Origin of the sequence: Treponema parvum (assembly GCF_017893965.1) — a bacterium.
GTDB classification, from domain to species: domain Bacteria; phylum Spirochaetota; class Spirochaetia; order Treponematales; family Treponemataceae; genus Treponema_D; species Treponema_D parvum.
Window position 1 is genome coordinate 159,086 of record NZ_CP054142.1, and the last position, 19,656, is coordinate 178,741.

General features: G+C 40.7%; 14 protein-coding genes and 1 pseudogene. 7 read left to right on the forward strand and 8 right to left on the reverse strand.

What is annotated here, in order from left to right:
* The first annotated feature begins 173 nt into the window (after positions 1 to 173).
* Positions 174 to 1,895 (forward strand): phospholipase D-like domain-containing protein, encoded by a 1,722-nt coding sequence (locus HRQ91_RS00720; protein WP_210119826.1) that lies wholly within the window; start codon positions 174 to 176, stop codon positions 1,893 to 1,895.
* 12 nt (positions 1,896 to 1,907) lie between these two features.
* Here the strand turns inward: HRQ91_RS00720 and HRQ91_RS00725 are convergent, their stop codons facing one another.
* The 6 genes and pseudogenes from HRQ91_RS00725 to HRQ91_RS00755 all read right to left on the reverse strand — a co-directional run bounded on the left by HRQ91_RS00725 (position 1,908) and on the right by HRQ91_RS00755 (position 10,048).
* The gene (locus tag HRQ91_RS00725; protein ID WP_210119827.1) at positions 1,908 to 2,744 is read right to left on the reverse strand and encodes an RHS repeat domain-containing protein; all 837 of its coding nucleotides are present in this window, start codon (positions 2,742 to 2,744) and stop codon (positions 1,908 to 1,910) included.
* Between the two features lie 173 nt (positions 2,745 to 2,917).
* A complete protein-coding gene (locus HRQ91_RS00730; protein ID WP_210119828.1) occupies positions 2,918 to 3,406 on the reverse strand; it encodes a hypothetical protein in 489 nt (162 codons plus the stop codon).
* Positions 3,407 to 3,511: 105 nt separating this feature from the next.
* Positions 3,512 to 7,945 (reverse strand): NACHT domain-containing protein, encoded by a 4,434-nt coding sequence (locus tag HRQ91_RS00735; RefSeq protein ID WP_210119829.1) that lies wholly within the window; start codon positions 7,943 to 7,945, stop codon positions 3,512 to 3,514.
* Positions 7,946 to 8,432: 487 nt separating this feature from the next.
* Positions 8,433 to 8,561, reverse strand: a pseudogene (locus HRQ91_RS11810) (hypothetical protein); the annotation flags it as partial.
* 79 nt (positions 8,562 to 8,640) lie between these two features.
* Positions 8,641 to 9,570, reverse strand: a complete 930-nt coding sequence (locus HRQ91_RS11725; RefSeq protein WP_246473246.1) for a class I SAM-dependent methyltransferase — start codon at positions 9,568 to 9,570, stop codon at positions 8,641 to 8,643.
* Positions 9,571 to 9,613: 43 nt separating this feature from the next.
* A complete protein-coding gene (locus HRQ91_RS00755; RefSeq protein WP_210120693.1) occupies positions 9,614 to 10,048 on the reverse strand; it encodes a hypothetical protein in 435 nt (144 codons plus the stop codon).
* A gap of 289 nt (positions 10,049 to 10,337) precedes the next feature.
* Between HRQ91_RS00755 and amrA the strand changes: the two genes are divergently transcribed.
* The 4 genes from amrA (at position 10,338) to HRQ91_RS00775 (ending at position 16,061) form a co-directional block, all read left to right on the forward strand.
* Positions 10,338 to 11,771, forward strand: a complete 1,434-nt coding sequence (amrA, locus tag HRQ91_RS00760) for an AmmeMemoRadiSam system protein A (RefSeq protein ID WP_210119831.1) — start codon at positions 10,338 to 10,340, stop codon at positions 11,769 to 11,771.
* Between the two features lie 15 nt (positions 11,772 to 11,786).
* The gene (gene amrS / locus HRQ91_RS00765; protein ID WP_210119832.1) at positions 11,787 to 12,650 is read left to right on the forward strand and encodes an AmmeMemoRadiSam system radical SAM enzyme; all 864 of its coding nucleotides are present in this window, start codon (positions 11,787 to 11,789) and stop codon (positions 12,648 to 12,650) included.
* Between the two features lie 468 nt (positions 12,651 to 13,118).
* Positions 13,119 to 14,753: an ATP-binding cassette domain-containing protein gene (locus tag HRQ91_RS00770; RefSeq protein ID WP_210119833.1), complete on the forward strand. Its 1,635-nt coding sequence runs from the start codon at positions 13,119 to 13,121 to the stop codon at positions 14,751 to 14,753.
* A 90-nt stretch (positions 14,754 to 14,843) separates the two neighbouring features.
* On the forward strand, positions 14,844 to 16,061 hold the full coding sequence (locus HRQ91_RS00775) for a chloride channel protein (RefSeq protein ID WP_210119834.1): 1,218 nt from the start codon (positions 14,844 to 14,846) through the stop codon (positions 16,059 to 16,061).
* A 2-nt stretch (positions 16,062 to 16,063) separates the two neighbouring features.
* On the opposite strand, the gene HRQ91_RS00780 is transcribed toward HRQ91_RS00775, so the two are convergent.
* Entirely contained in the window at positions 16,064 to 16,336 is a 273-nt protein-coding gene (locus tag HRQ91_RS00780; protein WP_210119835.1) for a BrnA antitoxin family protein, read from the reverse strand.
* Positions 16,302 to 16,625 (reverse strand): BrnT family toxin, encoded by a 324-nt coding sequence (locus HRQ91_RS00785; RefSeq protein ID WP_210119836.1) that lies wholly within the window; start codon positions 16,623 to 16,625, stop codon positions 16,302 to 16,304. Before HRQ91_RS00785 ends, HRQ91_RS00780 begins: the two co-directional genes overlap by 35 nt.
* 211 nt (positions 16,626 to 16,836) lie before the next feature.
* Here HRQ91_RS00785 and HRQ91_RS00790 point away from each other — a divergent pair, with 211 nt between their 5' ends.
* Positions 16,837 to 18,198 carry a PFL family protein gene (locus HRQ91_RS00790; protein WP_210119837.1) on the forward strand — a complete coding sequence of 454 codons (1,362 nt, stop codon included), beginning with the start codon at positions 16,837 to 16,839 and terminating at the stop codon, positions 18,196 to 18,198.
* A 38-nt stretch (positions 18,199 to 18,236) separates the two neighbouring features.
* Positions 18,237 to 19,613: an MATE family efflux transporter gene (locus HRQ91_RS00795; RefSeq protein WP_246473247.1), complete on the forward strand. Its 1,377-nt coding sequence runs from the start codon at positions 18,237 to 18,239 to the stop codon at positions 19,611 to 19,613.
* Positions 19,614 to 19,656 lie beyond the last annotated feature (43 nt).

The window sequence follows — 19,656 nt, forward strand, 5'->3', positions numbered from 1 at the left end:
CGGAAATTTACCGAACTTTCCTCTTTTTTTGCTGCGATTTTTTTACGACGGGTTTTGCCTGTGAATTTTCGGGCGAATTTCGGCGCGGCTGCCAATCGACTTTTTGCGGCAGTTGCCAATCGGCTTTTTGTGCAATTTGCATTTTTTAAATCGAGCATTTATAATTTTGCCGTATGAGAATGATGGATCCTGAACCTAAAACCGACTCGTTTAGATATAAACGAAAAGTAAAAAAAGGCTCAAAAAAGATCATAAAAGTCCGCCGTAAAAGCAAGAAAATTCTGACATACTTATTGTTCGGGCGGCTGCTTGTCATATTATTTCTTCTTGCAATACAATTTCTTTTTTTGTTTTCAATAGGACGCTTTTTAAACCCCATATTAAGCTATGTCGTAAACGGCGTCGATATATTAAGCTTCATATTCATAATTTTCCTTGTAAATAATAATTCAAAGCCGGAATTTAAACTTGCATGGATGATTCCCGTCGCAGTCATCCCCGTTTTCGGAGTCTTGTTCTACATATTTTTTAAGACGAATATCGGAGCCGTGGGATTACGCAGAGCTTTGGAGACGACCACAAAAGAAATGAAAGATTCTCTGCAGCCCGATCCCGAAGTTCAAGTTATCGTAAAGCACACGCCTCTATTAAAAGATACCGCTTGGTATTTACAAAATTCCGGCGGATTCCCCGCCTATATGAATTTTACAGCGTCCTATTTTCCCAGCGGAGAAGCCAATTACAGTGACATCATGGCGGAATTGAAAACGGCAAAGCATTTTGTCTTTATCGAATACTTTATAATCGGAATGGGAAAAATTTGGGATTCCATTCTTGAAATTCTCATAAAAAAAGCGAAACAAGGCGTTGAAATCAGGGTTATGTACGACGGAATAGGTTCAATGATGTTATTGCCTTCCGGTTATCCCGAGTATCTTGGTACCTTCGGCATAAAGGCAAAAGTTTTTGCGCCGTTGATCCCAATACTCTCAACGCATCAAAACAGCCGTGATCACCGAAAGATTTTTGTCATTGACGGGCGAGTAGGATATACGGGCGGAGTAAACATAGAAGACGAATACATGAACTTGCGCCATACCAGGTTTGCTTATTGGAAGGATACGGCAGTAAAGATAAGCGGACAGGCCGTAAAAACTCTTACGGCTCTGTTTCTTCAGACATGGAATTTAAATGAAAAAAAACCCGACGATTGGGATTTTTATACTAAAATGTCGGACACGCCCGATGTTGTTCCCCCTCTGTCGCTTTCCGGAACACTCGCTTCTTCCGTTTTATTACAACAGAATTTATCAAAGCTGGATGCAAAAACGCCGCCCGAGCGGACGGGCGGATTCGTAATTCCCTACGGCGACGACGGGGTAAACCTGGAAGACATTGCTGAAAACGTTTACTGCGATATTTTAAACAAAGCGCGCTGGTATGTTCACATTACAACTCCATACATGATATTGGACAACACGCTTGAAACCGCCTTGACCTTTGCCGTAAAACGTGGAGTAGAAGTCTCGATTCTGGTTCCTGCAAAGGCCGATCACTTTGTTACCTTCTGCATAGGGCGCACGTTTATAAAAACACTTATCGACAAGGGCGTTCGCGTCTACGAATACGTACCCGGCTTTATACATGCAAAGATGTTCATTTCGGACGGAGACCGCGCAGTTATCGGAACGATCAACTTGGATTATAGAAGCCTGTTTCATCATTTTGAATGCGGCGTCTTTATTTACGGAAATCCCGTTATCCGAGATATGGAAGACGATTTTAAATTGACGCAAAAAAACTGCCGCGAAATTACCTTAGCGGAATATAAAAAAATACCGGTCTATCAAAGAATGATAGGCCGGGTCGCAAGAGTGTTTTCGCCTCTTTTATAATTCAGCGTGCCGTCATTTTTCGTAAGCGTACTCGCTCATAGCGATCAATTCGTTTACGATCGTGTCGAATTTATTTGCTACATTATACGTTGTAGTTCTGATAAGATTTCCGTCTTCGTTATAGCGATAAAATTCCCTTTCTTCAGCGCCGGTAACAAAGTCGTATACCGCAGTCTCCGTGACCGTTCCTTTTTCGTCAAAACGATATTGGATTTTTTTTACGGCCTTGCCGAATCCGTCCGAGCTGTTGACTTCCGCAAGTCTTCCCTCGTCGTTATAAGTGTATTTTTGTTTTTGATCCAAAGTGCCGTCGGCAAAATATTGATTTGTTTCGATTTTTCTGCCGGAAGAATCGAATTTATGGATGTTTTTCCAAATGAGCTGTCCGTTTACATTGTATGACGATTCTTCGCACTGGGTTTTGTCGTCGGAGTATTTTGTAATCGTTCTTCCGGAAAGCGTGTCGTTTTTATTGAATTCCGATTCGTCTATGACAAGACCGTCGTCGTTATATGTAAACGATATGCGCCACTCTGTAATATTGGCCGCATCCGTGCTTATCTTTGAAGCGACGAGGCCTTTTTCGTTGTATGAGTTGGTGATCTTGCTTAAAAGAATACCCGCCGCCGTGATTTCCGAAACGTCGGTTTCCCGCCCCTGTTCGTCAAATTTATAAGTATACCTTATGTCCGGCGTGCGAAAATAATCGCCGAATTTTTGCGTTATCACATAGTTCGTTTTTGTATAAGACTTCACTTTTCCGTTTATTTTAAAAGACGGCGGATCGGCAAAAATTCCCGCCAGAATTGCAGATGATAAAAATAAAGCTAAAAGACAGATCTTTTTCATAGAAACCTCCAAAATAAAAACATTCCATATATCGAATTTAAATAAAATCTTGCAGTTACTACTATCGGCCGGTTTCTCTTGAGGCTTTACTTTTTATTTTGAGATATTGTTGTGGATAGAGTGACGAAAACATTGTTTTGCCAATATTTACTTTGAATATGTTATCAATTTCCTTATAGCTTTAGTTCCTTCTCTAGAGTTTTAATTTCAGATCCTCTTTCATTTACAAAAGAACAAAAATCCTTTTTTACTTGACAGAAATTACTTGTCTTATTCGTTATAAATGATCTTTCCATACTTACGATTAAATCGTTATATTTTATTTTTAAATCATTTACAAAATTAAAAGTGTTTTTATTAAACAAGAACTCTGAAATTTCTAACAAAGTAATTTGCTTTTCAAGTCTTTTTCCAATCGCATTAAACAACTTCATTGTTGTATTAACATCATTAATATGACTAAATTCTTCCCATAATATTTCTGTTTCCCATTTTCGTTGACACCAAACACTTAAAAGAGCAATCGATAATTGTTTTTCAGTAGGATTATTAGGAAGGCCTTTTAAGTTTTGCACAGGTTCTGCAAATGCAACTATTTTCTTTATTTCTTGATAAACTGCAAAACGTTTGTCAAAAATAGCGATTTTGTTTTGTTTTTTCATTATCCGCCAAGGTATAAAAATCGCTGTAAACAATGAACTTACAGATATAATTGTTGTAATTATGAATTGTATGATTAATGATACCATCCTTGAGATCTCCTTTTATCAATTATCATCTCCGAAAACTTTCTGTTCTATTTCATTCAAAAAATCCTGAATACCCTCAAAATAAAGTCCTTTCGCTTTCAATCTCTTTATGATTTTATTTAATTTCCATTTTATAAACCAAAAATTATGTTTTATTACAGTTTGTAAAATTCCAACTCTTGCATAATCCATTAAATATCGCCTTCTATCGTTATCTTTTTCCATAGAATATTTGTATAACTGATAGTATTTATTCAACAGGCGCATAGATTTTTTAGATTTTCCAAATAAAGGTGTATGAAAAGTCAGATTAGTATTAAAATTTGCTCCATCAAGAAATTCATCTATAAGCTTTATTATTGCTTTTTCATATCCTAATTTTGCAAGATATATTTTGACATTAGATTCTGCAATCCGATTTTTTAACAAAACAATGACTGTATTCTTTTGTTCTTGATTTGCCACTTTACAGAAATATTCCAAAACCGCCTTTCGACAATAGTTCACATCATTAGAATCGTATTTTGAAAAGTCTATATATGAATAAATTCTTTCTACAAAGTTTTCTCCGGTTTCGTACCAAAATGAAGAAAGAGCGCCCGCATTCATAATTGATGTGTGATTATGGTCTTTATAATCTTTTCGTATTTCAATAATCGTTTTATCAAAGATTGCACCCAACATATCCTGTCTATATACAGATTCCGATTTTACGTTTTTAACAAATATTGCAATGATTTGGGTCTGAGATTGGTCAGACTTTAACTTCGGAAGTAAGGTTAAAGCTTCTTTTATAACAGCATCGGAAGAAATTCCAGCAACTTCTTCTATCCAGTCAAAAACCGAATTCCACTTTTCCCATTTAAATTCACTGTTAATATGACAATAAAACTCGGTAGCAAGTTGCCATGCAGGAAAGGCTATAAAATTTAAAACTTTTATTTTATCAACCCATTTGGGTAATTTATTATTGTATAAACGATTAATATAATGAACAAACGGAACAACCCAAAAACGATTTTCTCCGTCATCATATTTATCTATGCTGTCATTTTCCAAAAAGCAAGAAGCTTCCTTTTCCATTGAATTAGTAATTTTCTCAAGTAATTCAGGATATTTTTTCAAATAACTATCTGTTTCTTCTTTTTTATGACAACAAATATACAACCAAAAGAAATATCGCCAAAAATATTTTTCATCTGAAAACCAATCTTCTATATTTTTAATTGCTTGCATGCGATCCAAACGGCGATCATCTCTTGTACAAGCAAATAAATATTCAAGTACAAACTGAGAAAATATGGGCAAATCGGAATGATTTTCTTCATAATCGTATTTTATTTTGCCACCTATATGATCAATCCTTAAATCCAATAATCTGCTACGGGCAGTATCTTTTTTAGAAGAATCTACAGTTTTATCAAGATAGTTAAAAATATGATTTATTTCATTAAGGAGATTTTCTTTATTTAAAATAATATCTATTTCCTTATTAAACATCGTTTGTTTTTCAGCTTCGAATTCAGCAATACGTCGATTGCAAATTTCATCTTTTTTTAATTGTTCGGGAAATAATTTAGGGTATTCAGATACAGCTATTCCATATAGCGGATGTTCGTTTAATTTTCTAGCATAGATATACGCAATACAGTCACGATATATGTTATCAATTTTTTTTAATTGCTCAAAAAGCAAACAAGAGTCTTCTTTTTTTGTTATATCAAGGAGTATAACTATAGACTCACGCAGCATCCACAGTTTACGCCATTCCACTTTTTGTCTTAAATCTTTCGCTAATAAAACAAATAACTGTTTTTTCCGATTATCATTTAACGGCTTTATATATTCGAAAAAATCTGAAATATATATACAGGACTCAGTGTTTATATAAGTTACAAAAAGTTTATATAATTCCGGCATTTCAACATCGGTAATACAATGGATATTATTTTTAAACTGATTGATAATTTCTATATATATTTCTTCCGTCTGATACGGTAAATTATACTGTATATAATTGCAAGCACAAAAATTCAAAACATGTAATATATCGGATATGGAGATTTCGTAGGTTTTTAATATGTGATAAAAGTATGCAATATCATTATCGAAATGTAAAATAGGAGTTTTAAATTCATCATCAACTTCATGTGGTACAACGGAAGCCATGTCCGTATTATTTCTTTCATTTTCTAAAATCTTTTTTGCGAGAGGTACAAGAAGACTCCTGATATAGATATTTGTATGAAAATGAATAAACAGTTTTAATTTGATTCGAAATTCAGACTCGGATTTAAAATCATAAAAATCTAAATGGATATCGTTAAGTACTTTCTTTATAAAAGATAGCCATTCTTTTTCACCCCATCCGGCCGTCCAGTTATAATCTTGATACCAACCCAAAATTATATCTTCGGACAGAAGACCTTTCATTTGTTCGGCAAGTTCATTTTCTCTGAAGAATTTGATTAAAGGAATCGATATTTCTTTTAATAAATCTTGCTGTTTTTCCTGCCAAAAAGTGTTATGAACACCTAACAGAATAACTGCATTTTCAAATGTTACTATTTCATCAGCTACAGGATTCTTTATGAAATTTAAAATTATGTCGCAGTGAATTTTTATAGCATCATCGTAAAAATATTCCGGTAAAAGTTTATGCACCGCATCAGATAAAGAATCTATATTTTTCAATAAATCTTTTTGATGTTTAAAAGATAAATAATAAATAATTTTTTTTCTGTTATTATATTCTTCAACAATTTTTTTATAAAAATGAAATCGCTTTTCTATAGGCAAACAAACATAATCTGTTAATAATATGTAAGCGCCGGTTTCCTGCTTCAGCTGTTTGGAAATCTTTTTGTATAATTTCGTCGTATTAGAAATATAATTCATCAATATCGCAATAATATTTACATACTGAACTTTGACTTTACCGGTAGAAATAAATAATTCCTTTCGAGCCAGCGAATAATTTTTCTTTGAATAATATTTTGCAACAAAGAATTCGAAATAAATGTTTGAAAAAAAACTGATAGTGTTATCATTTTTATAATCGAAAATGCAGGATTTTAACACGAATGAATATTCTGTGGTATTAAAATATTTCTTTATATCCTCTGTAGAAAAAACTCTTTTTCCGGATTTAAAAAGATCATAGGAAAATTTTGCCAAAGTATTTTGAATATGATTTAGATCTATACCCATTCCTGTCGAGGATAAAATATTTTCACTTCTGTCCGATTTTTCTTTATCCTGTGCCAACCTAGATGTTATTAATGTCATAATAAATTCTTTGTACGTTTTTATATTTTTAAAATTTGTAGAACAAAGAAAAAGTCTATAAAAGGGAATTCCGACAAAAGGTTCGAAAACGGTTCCTTTAAAATTGTATATTAAATTCTGTAATTCCGAATCGATATAAAATGACAATCGCACATCAATATGTTTAAACCCGTTTATTTCGGAAGGAAAAGCCGCATCTCTACCGGAAATAATAAATTTAACCGATGAATTCTGGGATTTCAAATTTGACAAGTCTTTTATAAAAGGGAGCAGCTTTGAATTCTGAATTTCATCTATACCATCAAGAAATAATATCGGGTTTTCATTTCCATTTATTTTGAAACAACCTTCTTGATAGTTTTTTAATTCAAAGAAATATGGCGTAGGCAAAAAATGAAACTCCCGATAACAATCTTCGCCGGAGCATTTCTCTAAAAGTTTATTATATGCGATTTTCATTTCTGTAGATTTTCCAATTCCCGCTACACCACGAATAAAAATATCGGGAAAACTATGTAGCTCACTATTTTTTAATTGATCGAGTATAAAAACACTTAAAATATTTTTTCCAAATAAAGGCTGCTCGTTGTTATTTATATATATCGAAGTTGAAAATATTTTATTTTCAAGTAAATCAATATCTTCTTTTTGAATTTTTTTTATTTTTTTATAATATTCATTTGTATTACTATTAAAAAAATATTGCGTTATATCTGCATTTTTGATTGTTACAAATTCGGATTCAAAATAACTTTTGGTCTTCCATTCAATTTTAATTCCTTTCTTTAATGCATATTTTTCAATATCGTTTTGAACCCTAGTTTTTCTATCACGGGTTATCGATGACGGTGTCCATTCGCGATTTGTATAAAAATAAAGAATTGTTAAATTAGGATATGTAATTTTTAAATCACTTATAATTTTTAGTATTTGCCCTTTTCGTTCTGAAAGATTTACTGTATAAAATTTTGCTTGGAAACCTATAATATCGTTATTATATTCTATCGGTTCCGTTTCTAATGTCGGCTGATTGTAAAACCGAAAAATTCCTTTATCTTTTCCAAACTCTCTGCAAAATAACTGATAACACATCCACTCAAAATTGCATTCTGAGCTTTCAGGAAAATTAGATTTAAATATATCCCAATCAGGTTTTATCACCATATTTTATCCACTATATTTTTACAGACACGGTATTATATTGAACTTTTTTCACTATACTACTTTAGATCATAGATTATAATCTATAAAATAAAAGTAAAAAACTTACATATAATTCCGGTCTTAGTAGAATTCCTACGATACATTTATGTCATTCGCTACTAGCCTGAATATTCTTGAAGAGTTGCTTCCGGCTTTGTCTTACGCGCCTTTTAAGCCAGTTGAAATATTTTTACATTCTGTTTTTAATTTAAACTACCTGTTCCAGCAGGTCTTTTTGTCTTCTTCCGTAATAGGACGAATTACTTTACAAGGATTGCACGCCGCCTCCGATCCAGACATTATTACCGACCGTGATAGGGTAGGCGTATTCCAATCCCTGATTTCGGCGCTCAAAATCAATAGGATCCCCGCCGTATAAAAACCGCATTTCAGCACTATAAACACATTGCCGCAGAATACGACTTTTGCACCGTCAAGGACGATAAGGTTATGGTTTGCGTAAATTCTTGCTGAGTTCCATGTTGTAACCGTAGTCGCACCAGAACGGAGCCGTAATACGGATGTTTTCACCTGCCTTGCCAAAAAGACGACGTAGAATTCCCTTCTGTGCGGTTTCATCGGAAGGATGAAGCTGATTGTACTTAACCTGCGCCCGTTTCGTTTAGCATATTCGGCATTCGGGGCTCTATGTCCGCTCAATTAAGTTTTAAATGTAAGATGACCGTTCTTCCGCCGTCGTCGCACACTTTCATCGCTATGCGGGTATACAGCTTCAGTTTACGCTTCAACATTTTTCGCGCGGCGGTATAAAACGTGCGCCGTTCGATTAGCTCCATATCGCATTTTTTTGCAAAGGCTAAACAATCGTTTACGTAAAAATACATATGCGCCGAAGCGTTGCCGGTTTTTTTAACGTACTTATTCGCGTATTTTATGCCGATCTCATTCGTCGCATCAAAAATCAATTCTCCGGCAGGAAAACGTTTTTTAACATCCGACAAAAAAGACAGAATCTTTTCTTCATGGAAATACTGAAACACGCCTGAAACAACCAGCAAAGACGGAAGGGAGGCGTCTATGTTTTCAGCCCATTTCAGCGTAAAAAGATCGGCTCCTATGAGAGTCTCGTTTCCTTTTTTACCCAAGATATTTTTGCGCAGTTCGATAACTTCGGGCAAATCGATTTCGTAAAAAATTGCGCCGCCCGTATATGTGCCGGCGGTACGTATGTCGACAGTATGGTTGCCGGATGCCTGTACATTTGCCGCTTGTAAGTTGTCTGCTTGTATGATGTTTGCCTGCGTCCCGGTTGTCTGCACACTTTCTGCTTGCAGCCGAAATGCCGCAGTTTCAAGTCCCGCGCCCAGATTAATGATGTTGCATTTTTCATGCGCGGCAATAAAGTTTTTCGTTATCTCGTCAAAATTGTGATAGCGGGCTACGGAAGCCAGCATAGTGTATTCAGAAGATGATTTCCAAATCCGCTCAAGCGTTTCTCCGGGTATTTTTTCTTCCAGAGACAAAGCCGCTTCGTCATAAAAATATTCCGGAAAACGTTTTGACGCATAAATCCGCGCCGCCATAGGTATAAGCATTGTATCGGCCACACCGCTAAATTCGCTCATAGTTATCCTCCCGATAAAGGTTATTCTAAAAGTCCGTTTAATTCTATCTTTCAGACAGATATTTTTCGGCTTCCAAAGCGGTTAATTTTCGTACTTCCGTATTGGGAAATTCAGAGTATTCTTTTACGGAAAAAACCGGCTTTTCTTCTTTGCAGCTTTTATCGGGATTTTTCTTTAGATATAAAAGCAAGTCGTCCTTTCCTGATAAAATCTTGTACGAAATTTTACTTTTTGTATTTTTTATTTCATAGACGCCGCAGCAATTTTTCACCGTATAATCCGCCGTCCTTAAATACAGCTTTGCGATTTCCAATGTTCTAAAAGGAAAATTCCACCTTTGCAGGCCTCGTTCCGTATGCTCTATGCAAATACATCTTCCGCAGGAACCGCATATGTACTGAGTATGATTTTTTAAACATTCCGCGGCATTAAGCAAGGGAGTCGCTCTGTTTTGTTCGGAATAACATTCTTTGCATATCACGCTTTTACGCCTGTGGGATATAGTCGGCGTTTCCGCCAAGGGAATAATTCGCTGCAGTTTCCATACGATAACAATACCGCGAACGCGCCCGTCAGTCAAATTCGCGGGAAGACATGCGCCGTGTACATAGGATGAACGCGCGCCAAAGACGCGAGTAACTTCGGGCGCGCCCTTATGACGGCGTTTACGGCTCAGAAAAAATGGAGTACAATTATTTTAAGAAAGCGCCGCGCTTTTACAGGAGCGGCAAAATAATACAAAATAATTATTAAAACGGGAGTTTGCTATGGCGATAATCGGCGCGTTTATGGTTCCGCATCCTCCGCTAATCGTGCATGAAGTGGGGCGCGGCAGGGAAGATGATATTGCGGCGACGGTTGCCGCATATGTGCAGGTTGCAAAAAAGATCGCGAGTCTAAAGCCCGAAACGATCGTCGTCACGTCTCCACATGCAACTTTCTATCGCGATTATTTTCATATTTCCCCTGGCACAGAAGCATTCGGAGATTTTTCCGAGTTCGGCGCACCGGAAGTGAGCTTTCACCTTTTTTACGATACCGGTTTTGTTAAAGCCGTCTGCCGCGAAGCCGACGCGGCAAAGATTGCGGCGGGTGCGAAAGGGGAGGTACATGCGCCGCTCGACCACGGTACTGCTGTGCCGCTGTATTTTATCAATAAGTATTACACAGATTATAAGCTCGTGCGCATCGGTCTTTCGGGGCAGTCGTACAAAGCGCATTATGCGCTCGGCGAGTGCATCCGTCGGGCTGCGGAAAAAACGGAGAAAAGAGTTGTCGTCGTTGCAAGCGGAGATCTGTCTCATGTGCTGAAAGAGGACGGGCCATACGGATTTCGCGCGGAAGGCCCCGTATACGATGAGCGCATCATGAACGTTATGGGAAATGCAGATTTCGGAAAGCTACTTTCGGCCAGCTTGTTCAGCCCTGATTTTTGTGAAAACGCTGCGGAGTGCGGTCACCGTTCGTTTATCATTATGGCGGGAAGCCTCGACCGCACGGCAGTCCGCGCGGAAAGGCTTTCCTACGAAGGGCCTTTCGGCGTGGGCTACGGGATTTGTATCTATGGCGTGACGGGGAGTGACGAAGCGCGCAATTTTTTGGAGCGGTACGAAGAAGACGAACGGCGAGCTTTTGATGAGCGGAAAAAAAGCGAAGACGAATATGTCCGCCTTGCAAGGCTTACGGTTGAAACCTATGTGCGGACAAAGCGAATGCTCCGCATCGAAGGCGGCGCGGCCGTGAGATCAAGCGGTTCCGATCCGATGATGAAGCTTTCTGGCGATTTGCTAGATAATCGCGCAGGAGTTTTCGTATCGCTTAAAAAAGACGGCATGCTCCGCGGCTGTATCGGAACGATCGCCCCTGTGTGCGCAAACATCGCCGAAGAGATCGCTCACAATGCGGTAAGCGCCGCCGCTTTCGATCCGCGGTTTTCCGAAGTGGAGGAAGACGAACTTTCATCTCTCGTATACAGCGTTGATATTCTCTCGAGCCCTGAAAAAATTTCGTCGAAAACCGAGCTCGACGTAAAGCGCTACGGCGTCATAGTGACAAAGGGAAGCAGGCGCGGCTTACTTTTGCCGAACCTCGAAACGGTAAACACAATTGACGAGCAAATAGGAATTGCGTGCAAAAAAGGCGGCATCGCTATGAGCGAAAATCCCGAAATCGAACGCTTCGAAGTCGTGCGTCATTATTGATTTCAAGAGCCTGCTATGAAAGACGATGTAAGCGTAAAAAACGCTGGTCTTCAAGCGCCGGCCGTGTGCGATACGTGCTTTTACCGCTGCTCGATCGCCGAAGGCCGAACTGGAAAATGCCGCTCCCGAATGAACAGGGGCGGAAAAATCGTCCCTCTCAATTACGGACGGCTCACAGCATTAGCCCTCGATCCTATCGAAAAAAAGCCGCTCTACCGATTTTTTCCCGGAAGCGTGATTTTGTCGGCAGGAAGTTGGGGCTGCAATATGCGCTGCCCGTTTTGCCAAAATGCGGAGATTTCACAGAGCGGCGGCGGCATCGAAACGGTGTATGTTTCACCCGAGGCTCTTGCCGAAAAAGCTTTATCGCTTATCCCCTGCGGCAATATCGGCGTCGCCTACACGTACAACGAGCCGCTTGTATCGTGGGAATACGTGCGCGATGCATCACGTATCGTGCGCTCTTTCGGTATGAAAAACGTCGTCGTCACAAACGGCTGCATCAGCGCCAAGGTGCTCGAAGCAGTGCTGCCGTATGTCGATGCGATGAATATCGATTTAAAAGGGTTTACGCATGAGTGGTATGAGACCTTGGGCGGCAATTTGGATGTCGTCAAAGATACGATTGCTCGCTGTGCGAAGAGGACGCACGTCGAACTTACGACGCTCATCGTTCCCGGAAAAAACGACGGCGAAGATGAGATTCGCTCCCTTGCGCAGTGGGTTTCGAAAATCGACAAAACTATTCCCCTTCACGTCACGCGCTTTTTCCCGCACTGGCGCATGAAGGATGCGATCGCGACGCCGGTCGACACGGTGTACCGCACGGTTTCGATTGCGCGCGAATACCTCGAATACGCATTCCCTGGCAACTGCTGAGTGCAATGCTTTTTCGGTAAACTTCGTATAGCTTAATTGAAGAAAAATATTTTCACAACAAAAACACGGCTGCAAATAAAACGGCAGACTGCGGACTCGCCACAACCGAACCCCTGTGTCTAGGTACCGCGCCGTTTTACAGCTTAACCCTGATTTAAAAACCGAAACCGGCAGTAAAACTTACTACCGGTTATTAGGAGGACAAAGAGTTCAATATAGACGGGAAGATTGATGATATTGTCTGGATATCAAAGCGGAACTTTCCTTTGCCCATATATATATTACACCCGATATTTAAAAATTTCAAATTCGGATTAACTATTCCTTAAAATGTGCCGCTGCAGAAAGAGTTGCCCTCTCGAGGGCGGCGCCGTAGTGCCACATGGCGCACAATACGCGACGTTTAGGTTTTGCTACGTTTTGTACTATCAAATGACTTAAAACACGTTATTGTAGTATACTTTCTATATGCAAGACGGCTCGTGCCTTATATCCATAAAAAATTGCCGCATACAAGACCGCGGAAAAGCCCTCGTTCAAAATCTAAACTGGACCATGAAAAGCGGCGAGGCGTGGCTTGTGACGGGCCCCGGCGGCGAAGGGAAAGAAGTGTTTTTAAAGGCGCTTTCGGGAAACGGTGTATCCGGCAGTGCATCTTGCGAACCGAATGAGGACAGCTCTTATTATAAAAACGTTTTCTCTTCTTCCGTAGAGACCGTTTCGCTGGAAAGAGCCGCCGCGCTCATCGAAGAGGAGCGTAAAAACGACGACAGCGAATTTTCGCCGGACGGCGTAGACGCGGGCAGAACAGGGCGCATTTTTCTTGCAGAAGCGATTCTTTCACGCAGCGTAAAGAAAAACGAAATTCTTCCTGAAAATATAAAATGTCTTGAAAACGACCGATATGTAAAGCTCTGCGGAATAGAAGATATTCTGGACAGAGGACTAAAATACATGTCCACCGGCGAAATCAGACGCACGCTTTTGTGCCGCTCTCTTTTTTCCAAGAAAAAACTGCTCATCCTAAGCAACCCGTTCGCCGGCCTGGATTCTGAAAGCCGCAGCGTTTTGTTTAAGTTTTTTGACGAAACGGTAAAAGAACGGTCTTCCCGCATCGACGACACTTTGCCTTATATAATTTTATCGTCGGACAGATATTCCGAAATTCCCGGCGCGATAACTGATGTGATCGAATTTACCGGAGCAAAGATAAGTTTTTGCGGATCGAAAAACGATTACGAGAATTTGCTTTTTAAGCGCGAAAAAGAAAATAATTCCGAACTTAAAAGCCGTAAAAAAACATTTATAGCCGAAGTTTCTATGTTAAACGATGAGTCTTTTAAAACGCGGTCTTTATGTCAAACGGCCGGCAATGCAGACAAGGCGTCACGGGCAGAGCGCAAGATCCTAGTTGAAATGAAGCGCGTCAATGTGGCTTGGAGCGGTCATGTCGTTTTGGACGATCTTACATGGTCGCTTTACGAAGGCGAACACTGGCTCATAAGAGGCCCGAACGGCTCGGGGAAAACAACTTTTTTGGAGCTTATAACGGGCGACAATATGCAGGTTTTCTGCAACGACGTTTCCTTGTTCGGAAAGCGCCGCGGATCGGGAGAAACCGTTTGGGACATAAAATCCAAGTTGGGAATAGTGTCGTACAGAATGCACGTAGAATATCGGATGCTCGGCGGAACAGATCTGGAATCGGTAATCATTTCGGGCTTCCGCGATTCCATAGGTCTTTACGAACATAAAACCGACCTGGAAGTTATCACGGCTGAAAAATGGTTAAACCTGGGCGGTTTTTCCGGCAGAAAAAAAGAACTTTTCGGGAATTTAAGCTACGGAGAGCAGCGGGCGCTTTTAATACTGCGCGCAGCGGTTAAATGTCCTAAAATCCTTATTTTAGACGAACCCTGCCATGGGCTTGACAAATCGTACAGAGAAAATATATTGAATTTGCTGGAAACCATAGCCGAAAGCGGAACCACGACATTGCTACATGTAACTCATGACCCCACTGAAGTTCTGCCTTGTGAAAAACACATCCTTGAGTTTCACCCCAAAGAAAGACCTATGTATAAGATTATCGATAATTCATAAAATAAATTGAACTGTGCGCAAAGTGCGTACGAATTGCATTTGGTCGAAAATTGAAATTTTGTTCGACTGTTGAATTTTAAGGGAGCTTGAATGCAGGTTGTCTTTGATTTTATTAAACACAAAGCATACGTTTTTTTGATCTTATTGTTATCTGTTTTTACAGGTGTTTTTGCAGGATTGGTGTGCGCAGTTTTCGGGAGAGGGCTTTTGTTCCTTGATGCGCTTCGCGTATCGCACCCGCTGTTTTTTATTCCGTTTTTGGGCGCCGCAGGAATTATCATAGTATCGGCTTATAAAAGTTGGGGCGGCTCAAGCGCTGAAGGTGTTTCTTTGATTTTCGAAGTGGGATACGGCGAAAAGCCTTCCGTCCCTAAAAGGATCATACCGTTCATCATCATCTCTACGTGGATTTCCAACTTGTTCGGTGCAAGCGTGGGGCGAGAGGGGGTTGCCATACAGATCGGAGCGGGGCTGGGTTTTAGAGTAGGAAAAATTTTCCGCAACGACAGAATCGCCCGCATTTTATTGATAGCGGGAATTGCAGGCGGATTCGGAGGGCTTTTCAGAACTCCCATAGCCGCAGTGTTTTTTGCCCTTGAAGTGCTCATAGCCGGAAGTCTCGCCTACGAAGCGTTTCTGCCTTCTCTGATCACAGCTTTTACGGCTTCTTTTGTCTCAGGTAAATTAGGAGTGCCGATGGAAACCGTTTTAATTGATGCGGAAATATCGTTTACCGCAGTAAACATATTCCGCATAGTTATCGCCTCTCTCGCATTTTGTATGGTAGGCCGGATTTTTTCGACTGCGGACAAAAAAATGCGCCTTTTGCTGCAGAAAATTTTACCCAACGACTGTGCCAGGATTTTTATTGTCGGCTTGGTAATAAGCGCAGCCTCCATAGCCTTATACCGGGGACGCTATTCGGGGCTCAGCCTCGGTATAACCCATTCGGTATTCCACGGCGGTAAAGTATATTTATGGGATTGGATCTTAAAAATTCTTTTTACAGTTATCTCTTTAAGCGCAGGGTTTCAAAGCGGCGAGATTTCTCCCTTGCTCTGTATAGGATCTTCTTTCGGCTATGTTTTTGCGGGTATCGTAAAACTTCCGCCGGTTTTATGTGCGGCGCTGGGTTCCGCCGCAGTTTTAGGCAGCGCGACAAATACCTTTCTAGCCCCCATGTTTATCGGCTGCGAAGTTTTCGGCTTTAAATATCTTCCGTATTTTTTTATCACATGCGCAATAGCTTATGCCTGCAACGGAAACAATACGATTTACGGAAAACAAAGACTGTCTTCCATGCTTTAATGTTAAAGTTGGTCTACGGGGCAATCATTCATTCTCGCCCACCGCAAAGCGCTATTCAGACGAGATTGATAATCTTTTTTGCCCACGCTCTGAAGCCAAGCCAAATTATCAACATCGATACGGATTGTAATGCTTTTTTTTGCAGGTTTCCAATATTTAAAGTGTCCCCTTGCAAAATCCGATTCCGTGAGTTCGGGAATGTCTGAAGTATCTATCTGCTCGTCGGAAACGGCGTTCTCTTCACATTTGGCTATAAATTTCTCTAACTCTGTCATAATACATTTTCCTTTCCTGCGATGTAGCAGGACGAGCTGAAATTATATGCGTCCGTCCGTTTTCCGTGTATGCAATTTGCACCACCTGTAATTTACCTTTCGCATATCCGAGACCGTTGTATCTGGTTTGATTAAGCTCCGAATGTTTAATGTCATAAATTTCATAAAAATATGGGTCGTCAAATACATCAAGAATTTCATCAAAGACAAATCCATGCTTTTTATTTACTTCGCTTTTTTCGCTAAACCACTCAAATTGCTCTTTTATGACTAACTTACCTTTCGGCATTTTTACTGTCCTGTGTAATTATAAAACGTAATTACAATAATGTCAAAAATTATACAAAGAAGTATGTCCTGCGGAACGTATCCAATGGAACGAACTCCGAATAGATAATAATTGTCCGCCATTTATTCTTACCGTTTCTTTAATGTTAATATTTGATATATTCTTTGCGTTCGGATATGATGTTTAAAGTTTACTGCTACGGGGTTAATATATGATTTTTTCACCGGTCGAAATTCAAGAAACGGTCAACATGTTCATGCGGCAAAAACTGGATATACGCTGTATAACGATGGGCATTTCGCTTCGCGATTGCGCCTGCTCAAGCGGAAAAGAAAGCCGCACAAAGATATACGACAAAATCATGCGCCGCGCCGGAAATCTTGTAAAGGTAGGCGGGGAAATTGAAAAAGAATTCGGAATCCCTATTATAAACAAGCGTATTGCGGTTACGCCTATCTCTTTAATTGCGGAGCCCAGCGGAGAAAAAAGCTATGTGGAATGGGCCGTTACACTGGACAAAGCTGTAAAAGAACTTAACGTCGATCTCATAGGCGGTTTTTCCGCTTTGGTTCAAAAAGGGATTACACCCGGAGATCTTGCGCTCATAAATTCCATTCCGGAAGCTCTTGCCGTAACCGACAGGGTCTGTTCTTCGGTAAACCTCGGAACTACAAAGTCCGGCATAAATATGGACGCCGTAAAACTTATGGGCAATATAGTAAAGAATACTGCGGAACTCACAAAAGAGAAAGACGCCTACGGCTGCACAAAATTGGTAGTCTTTTGCAATGCGCCGGAAGACAACCCGTTTATGGCGGGGGCCTTTCACGGGCAGGGAGAAGGCGACGCCGTTCTTTCCGTCGGAGTTTCGGGCCCGGGTGTAATTTTAGCCGCCGCGCAAGAATATAAGGGCAAACCCATAGACGTCCTTGCCGACGGCATTAAAAAAACCGCCTTTAAGATCACGCGCATGGGGCAGCTTGTAGGAACCGAGGCCGCAAAAAGACTCGGCGTAAGTTTCGGCATTTTGGACGTTTCTCTGGCACCTACGCCTGCCGTAGGCGATTCCGTGGCGCGTATTCTTGAAGAATGCGGACTGGAAAGGGCGGGAGCTCCCGGAACTACGGCCGCGCTCGCGATGCTCACGGACATGGTAAAAAAAGGCGGCGTTATGGCAAGCACAAGCGTGGGCGGATTGAGCGGAGCCTTTATTCCCGTCTCCGAAGACGAAGGTATGATAAACGCCGTAAAAGATCATTCCATCACTATAGAAAAACTTGAAGCTATGACGACCGTTTGCTCCGTGGGCTTGGACATGATCGCTGTCCCCGGCGATACTAGCGCGGCGACGATAAGCGGTATAATGGCGGACGAGCTTGCGATCGGCATGGTCAACGGGAAAACCACGGCTGTAAGGATTATTCCCGTTCCCGGCAAAAAAGAAGGTGATTGGGCCGAATTCGGCGGTTTAATGGGAGGCGCGCCGATAATATCCGTAAACAGGTTTGGTTGCGAGGATTTTATAAATCGGGGAGGAAGAATACCCGCGCCGATTCATTCTTTCAGAAACTAGGGCTTAGCCGGCGTTTACAGCCTGATGTAATAAAAGCTATGATGAAAACACAAAAAGTTCCCGGATTTTATAAAAACTTTTTTTTAATCGCCGTTCCCATAACTCTGCAGCAGCTCATGCAGACCTTTGTAAATATGCTCGATACCATTATGGTAGGTCAGCTCGGCGCTGTGGAAATAGCTTCCGTAGGGCTGGGAAACCAAATATTTTTCATATTGAATATGATACTTTTCGGCATTGCAAGCGGAGGCTCCATATTCATAGCCCAATATTGGGGGAAAAACGACGTACGCCGCATACGGCAGGTTTTGGGCATAATGCTCTCCGCTTCAGTCGCGGTTTCTTTGATCTTTACCCTTGCCACGCTGTTCATACCGGAAATTCTCATAGGTTTTTATTCAAAGGATCCCAAAGTAATCGAATGCGGAGCAAAATATCTTCGCGCCGTGGGGCTAAGCTATCCTGCGACGGCTATAAGTTTTGCATACCAGTTTTCATTCCGGAGCACGGAGCACGTGCGCTTACCTATGTTTTCAACGTTTGTTTCCGTTATCCTAAACGCGTTTTTTAACTTGATCCTCATTTTCGGGCTGAATCTGTCTTTTTTAGGCGTACGCGTTTTTATTCCTGCCTTGGGTGTTTTGGGGGCGGCCGTCGCTACGCTTATTTCACGCAGCATAGAGATGGCTATCATTTTATGCTATTCGTATTCAAAAAAATACGAACCCTGCGGCACGTTAAAGGAGCTTTTAAGCTTCGACCGTTCGTTCGTAGCGAAATTTATAAAAACCGCGCTTCCCGTATTGTTTAACGAAACTTTATGGGGCACGGGAATCACTTTTGAAAACGCTATCTTCGCGCGCATCGGAACAAAGGCCATAGCAGCCTTTAATATCACCGGAACTATCTCACAGCTGTCATGGGTTTTCGTCATAGGCTTCGGCAGCGCAGCAGGAATCATAATAGGAAAACAGATAGGCGCCGGAAATGAAAAAAGCGCCCGCGCATACGCAAAGCACTTTGCCTTTTTCATACCGGCTGTAGGATTTGCAGTGGGCTGCCTTTTGTATCCGTTTTCTTTGTTTTTGCCGTCCTTCTTTAAAGTGGGATCCGACATACTGCGGCAGGCCCGGTTAATGCTTTGGACCCTCATATGGTTTTATCCGTTTAACTCGTTTAATATGCTGTTTATAGTAGGTATTTGCAGATCCGGCGGGGACACGAGATATGCGGCGTTTCATGATCTGTTTTGGATGTGGGCGATCATAATACCGATGGGCTTTGTAACTGCGCTTGTCTTACACTGGCATCCTTGGCAGGTATACGCATGCCTTCTGTGTGAAAACATATTTAAGTCAATTGCCGGAATAATCCGCGTACGCTCGGGAAAATGGCTTAATAATGTAACAACATAGCGTTAAAATTATAGTTTTTTTATGTTATATGTTTTATAATTCT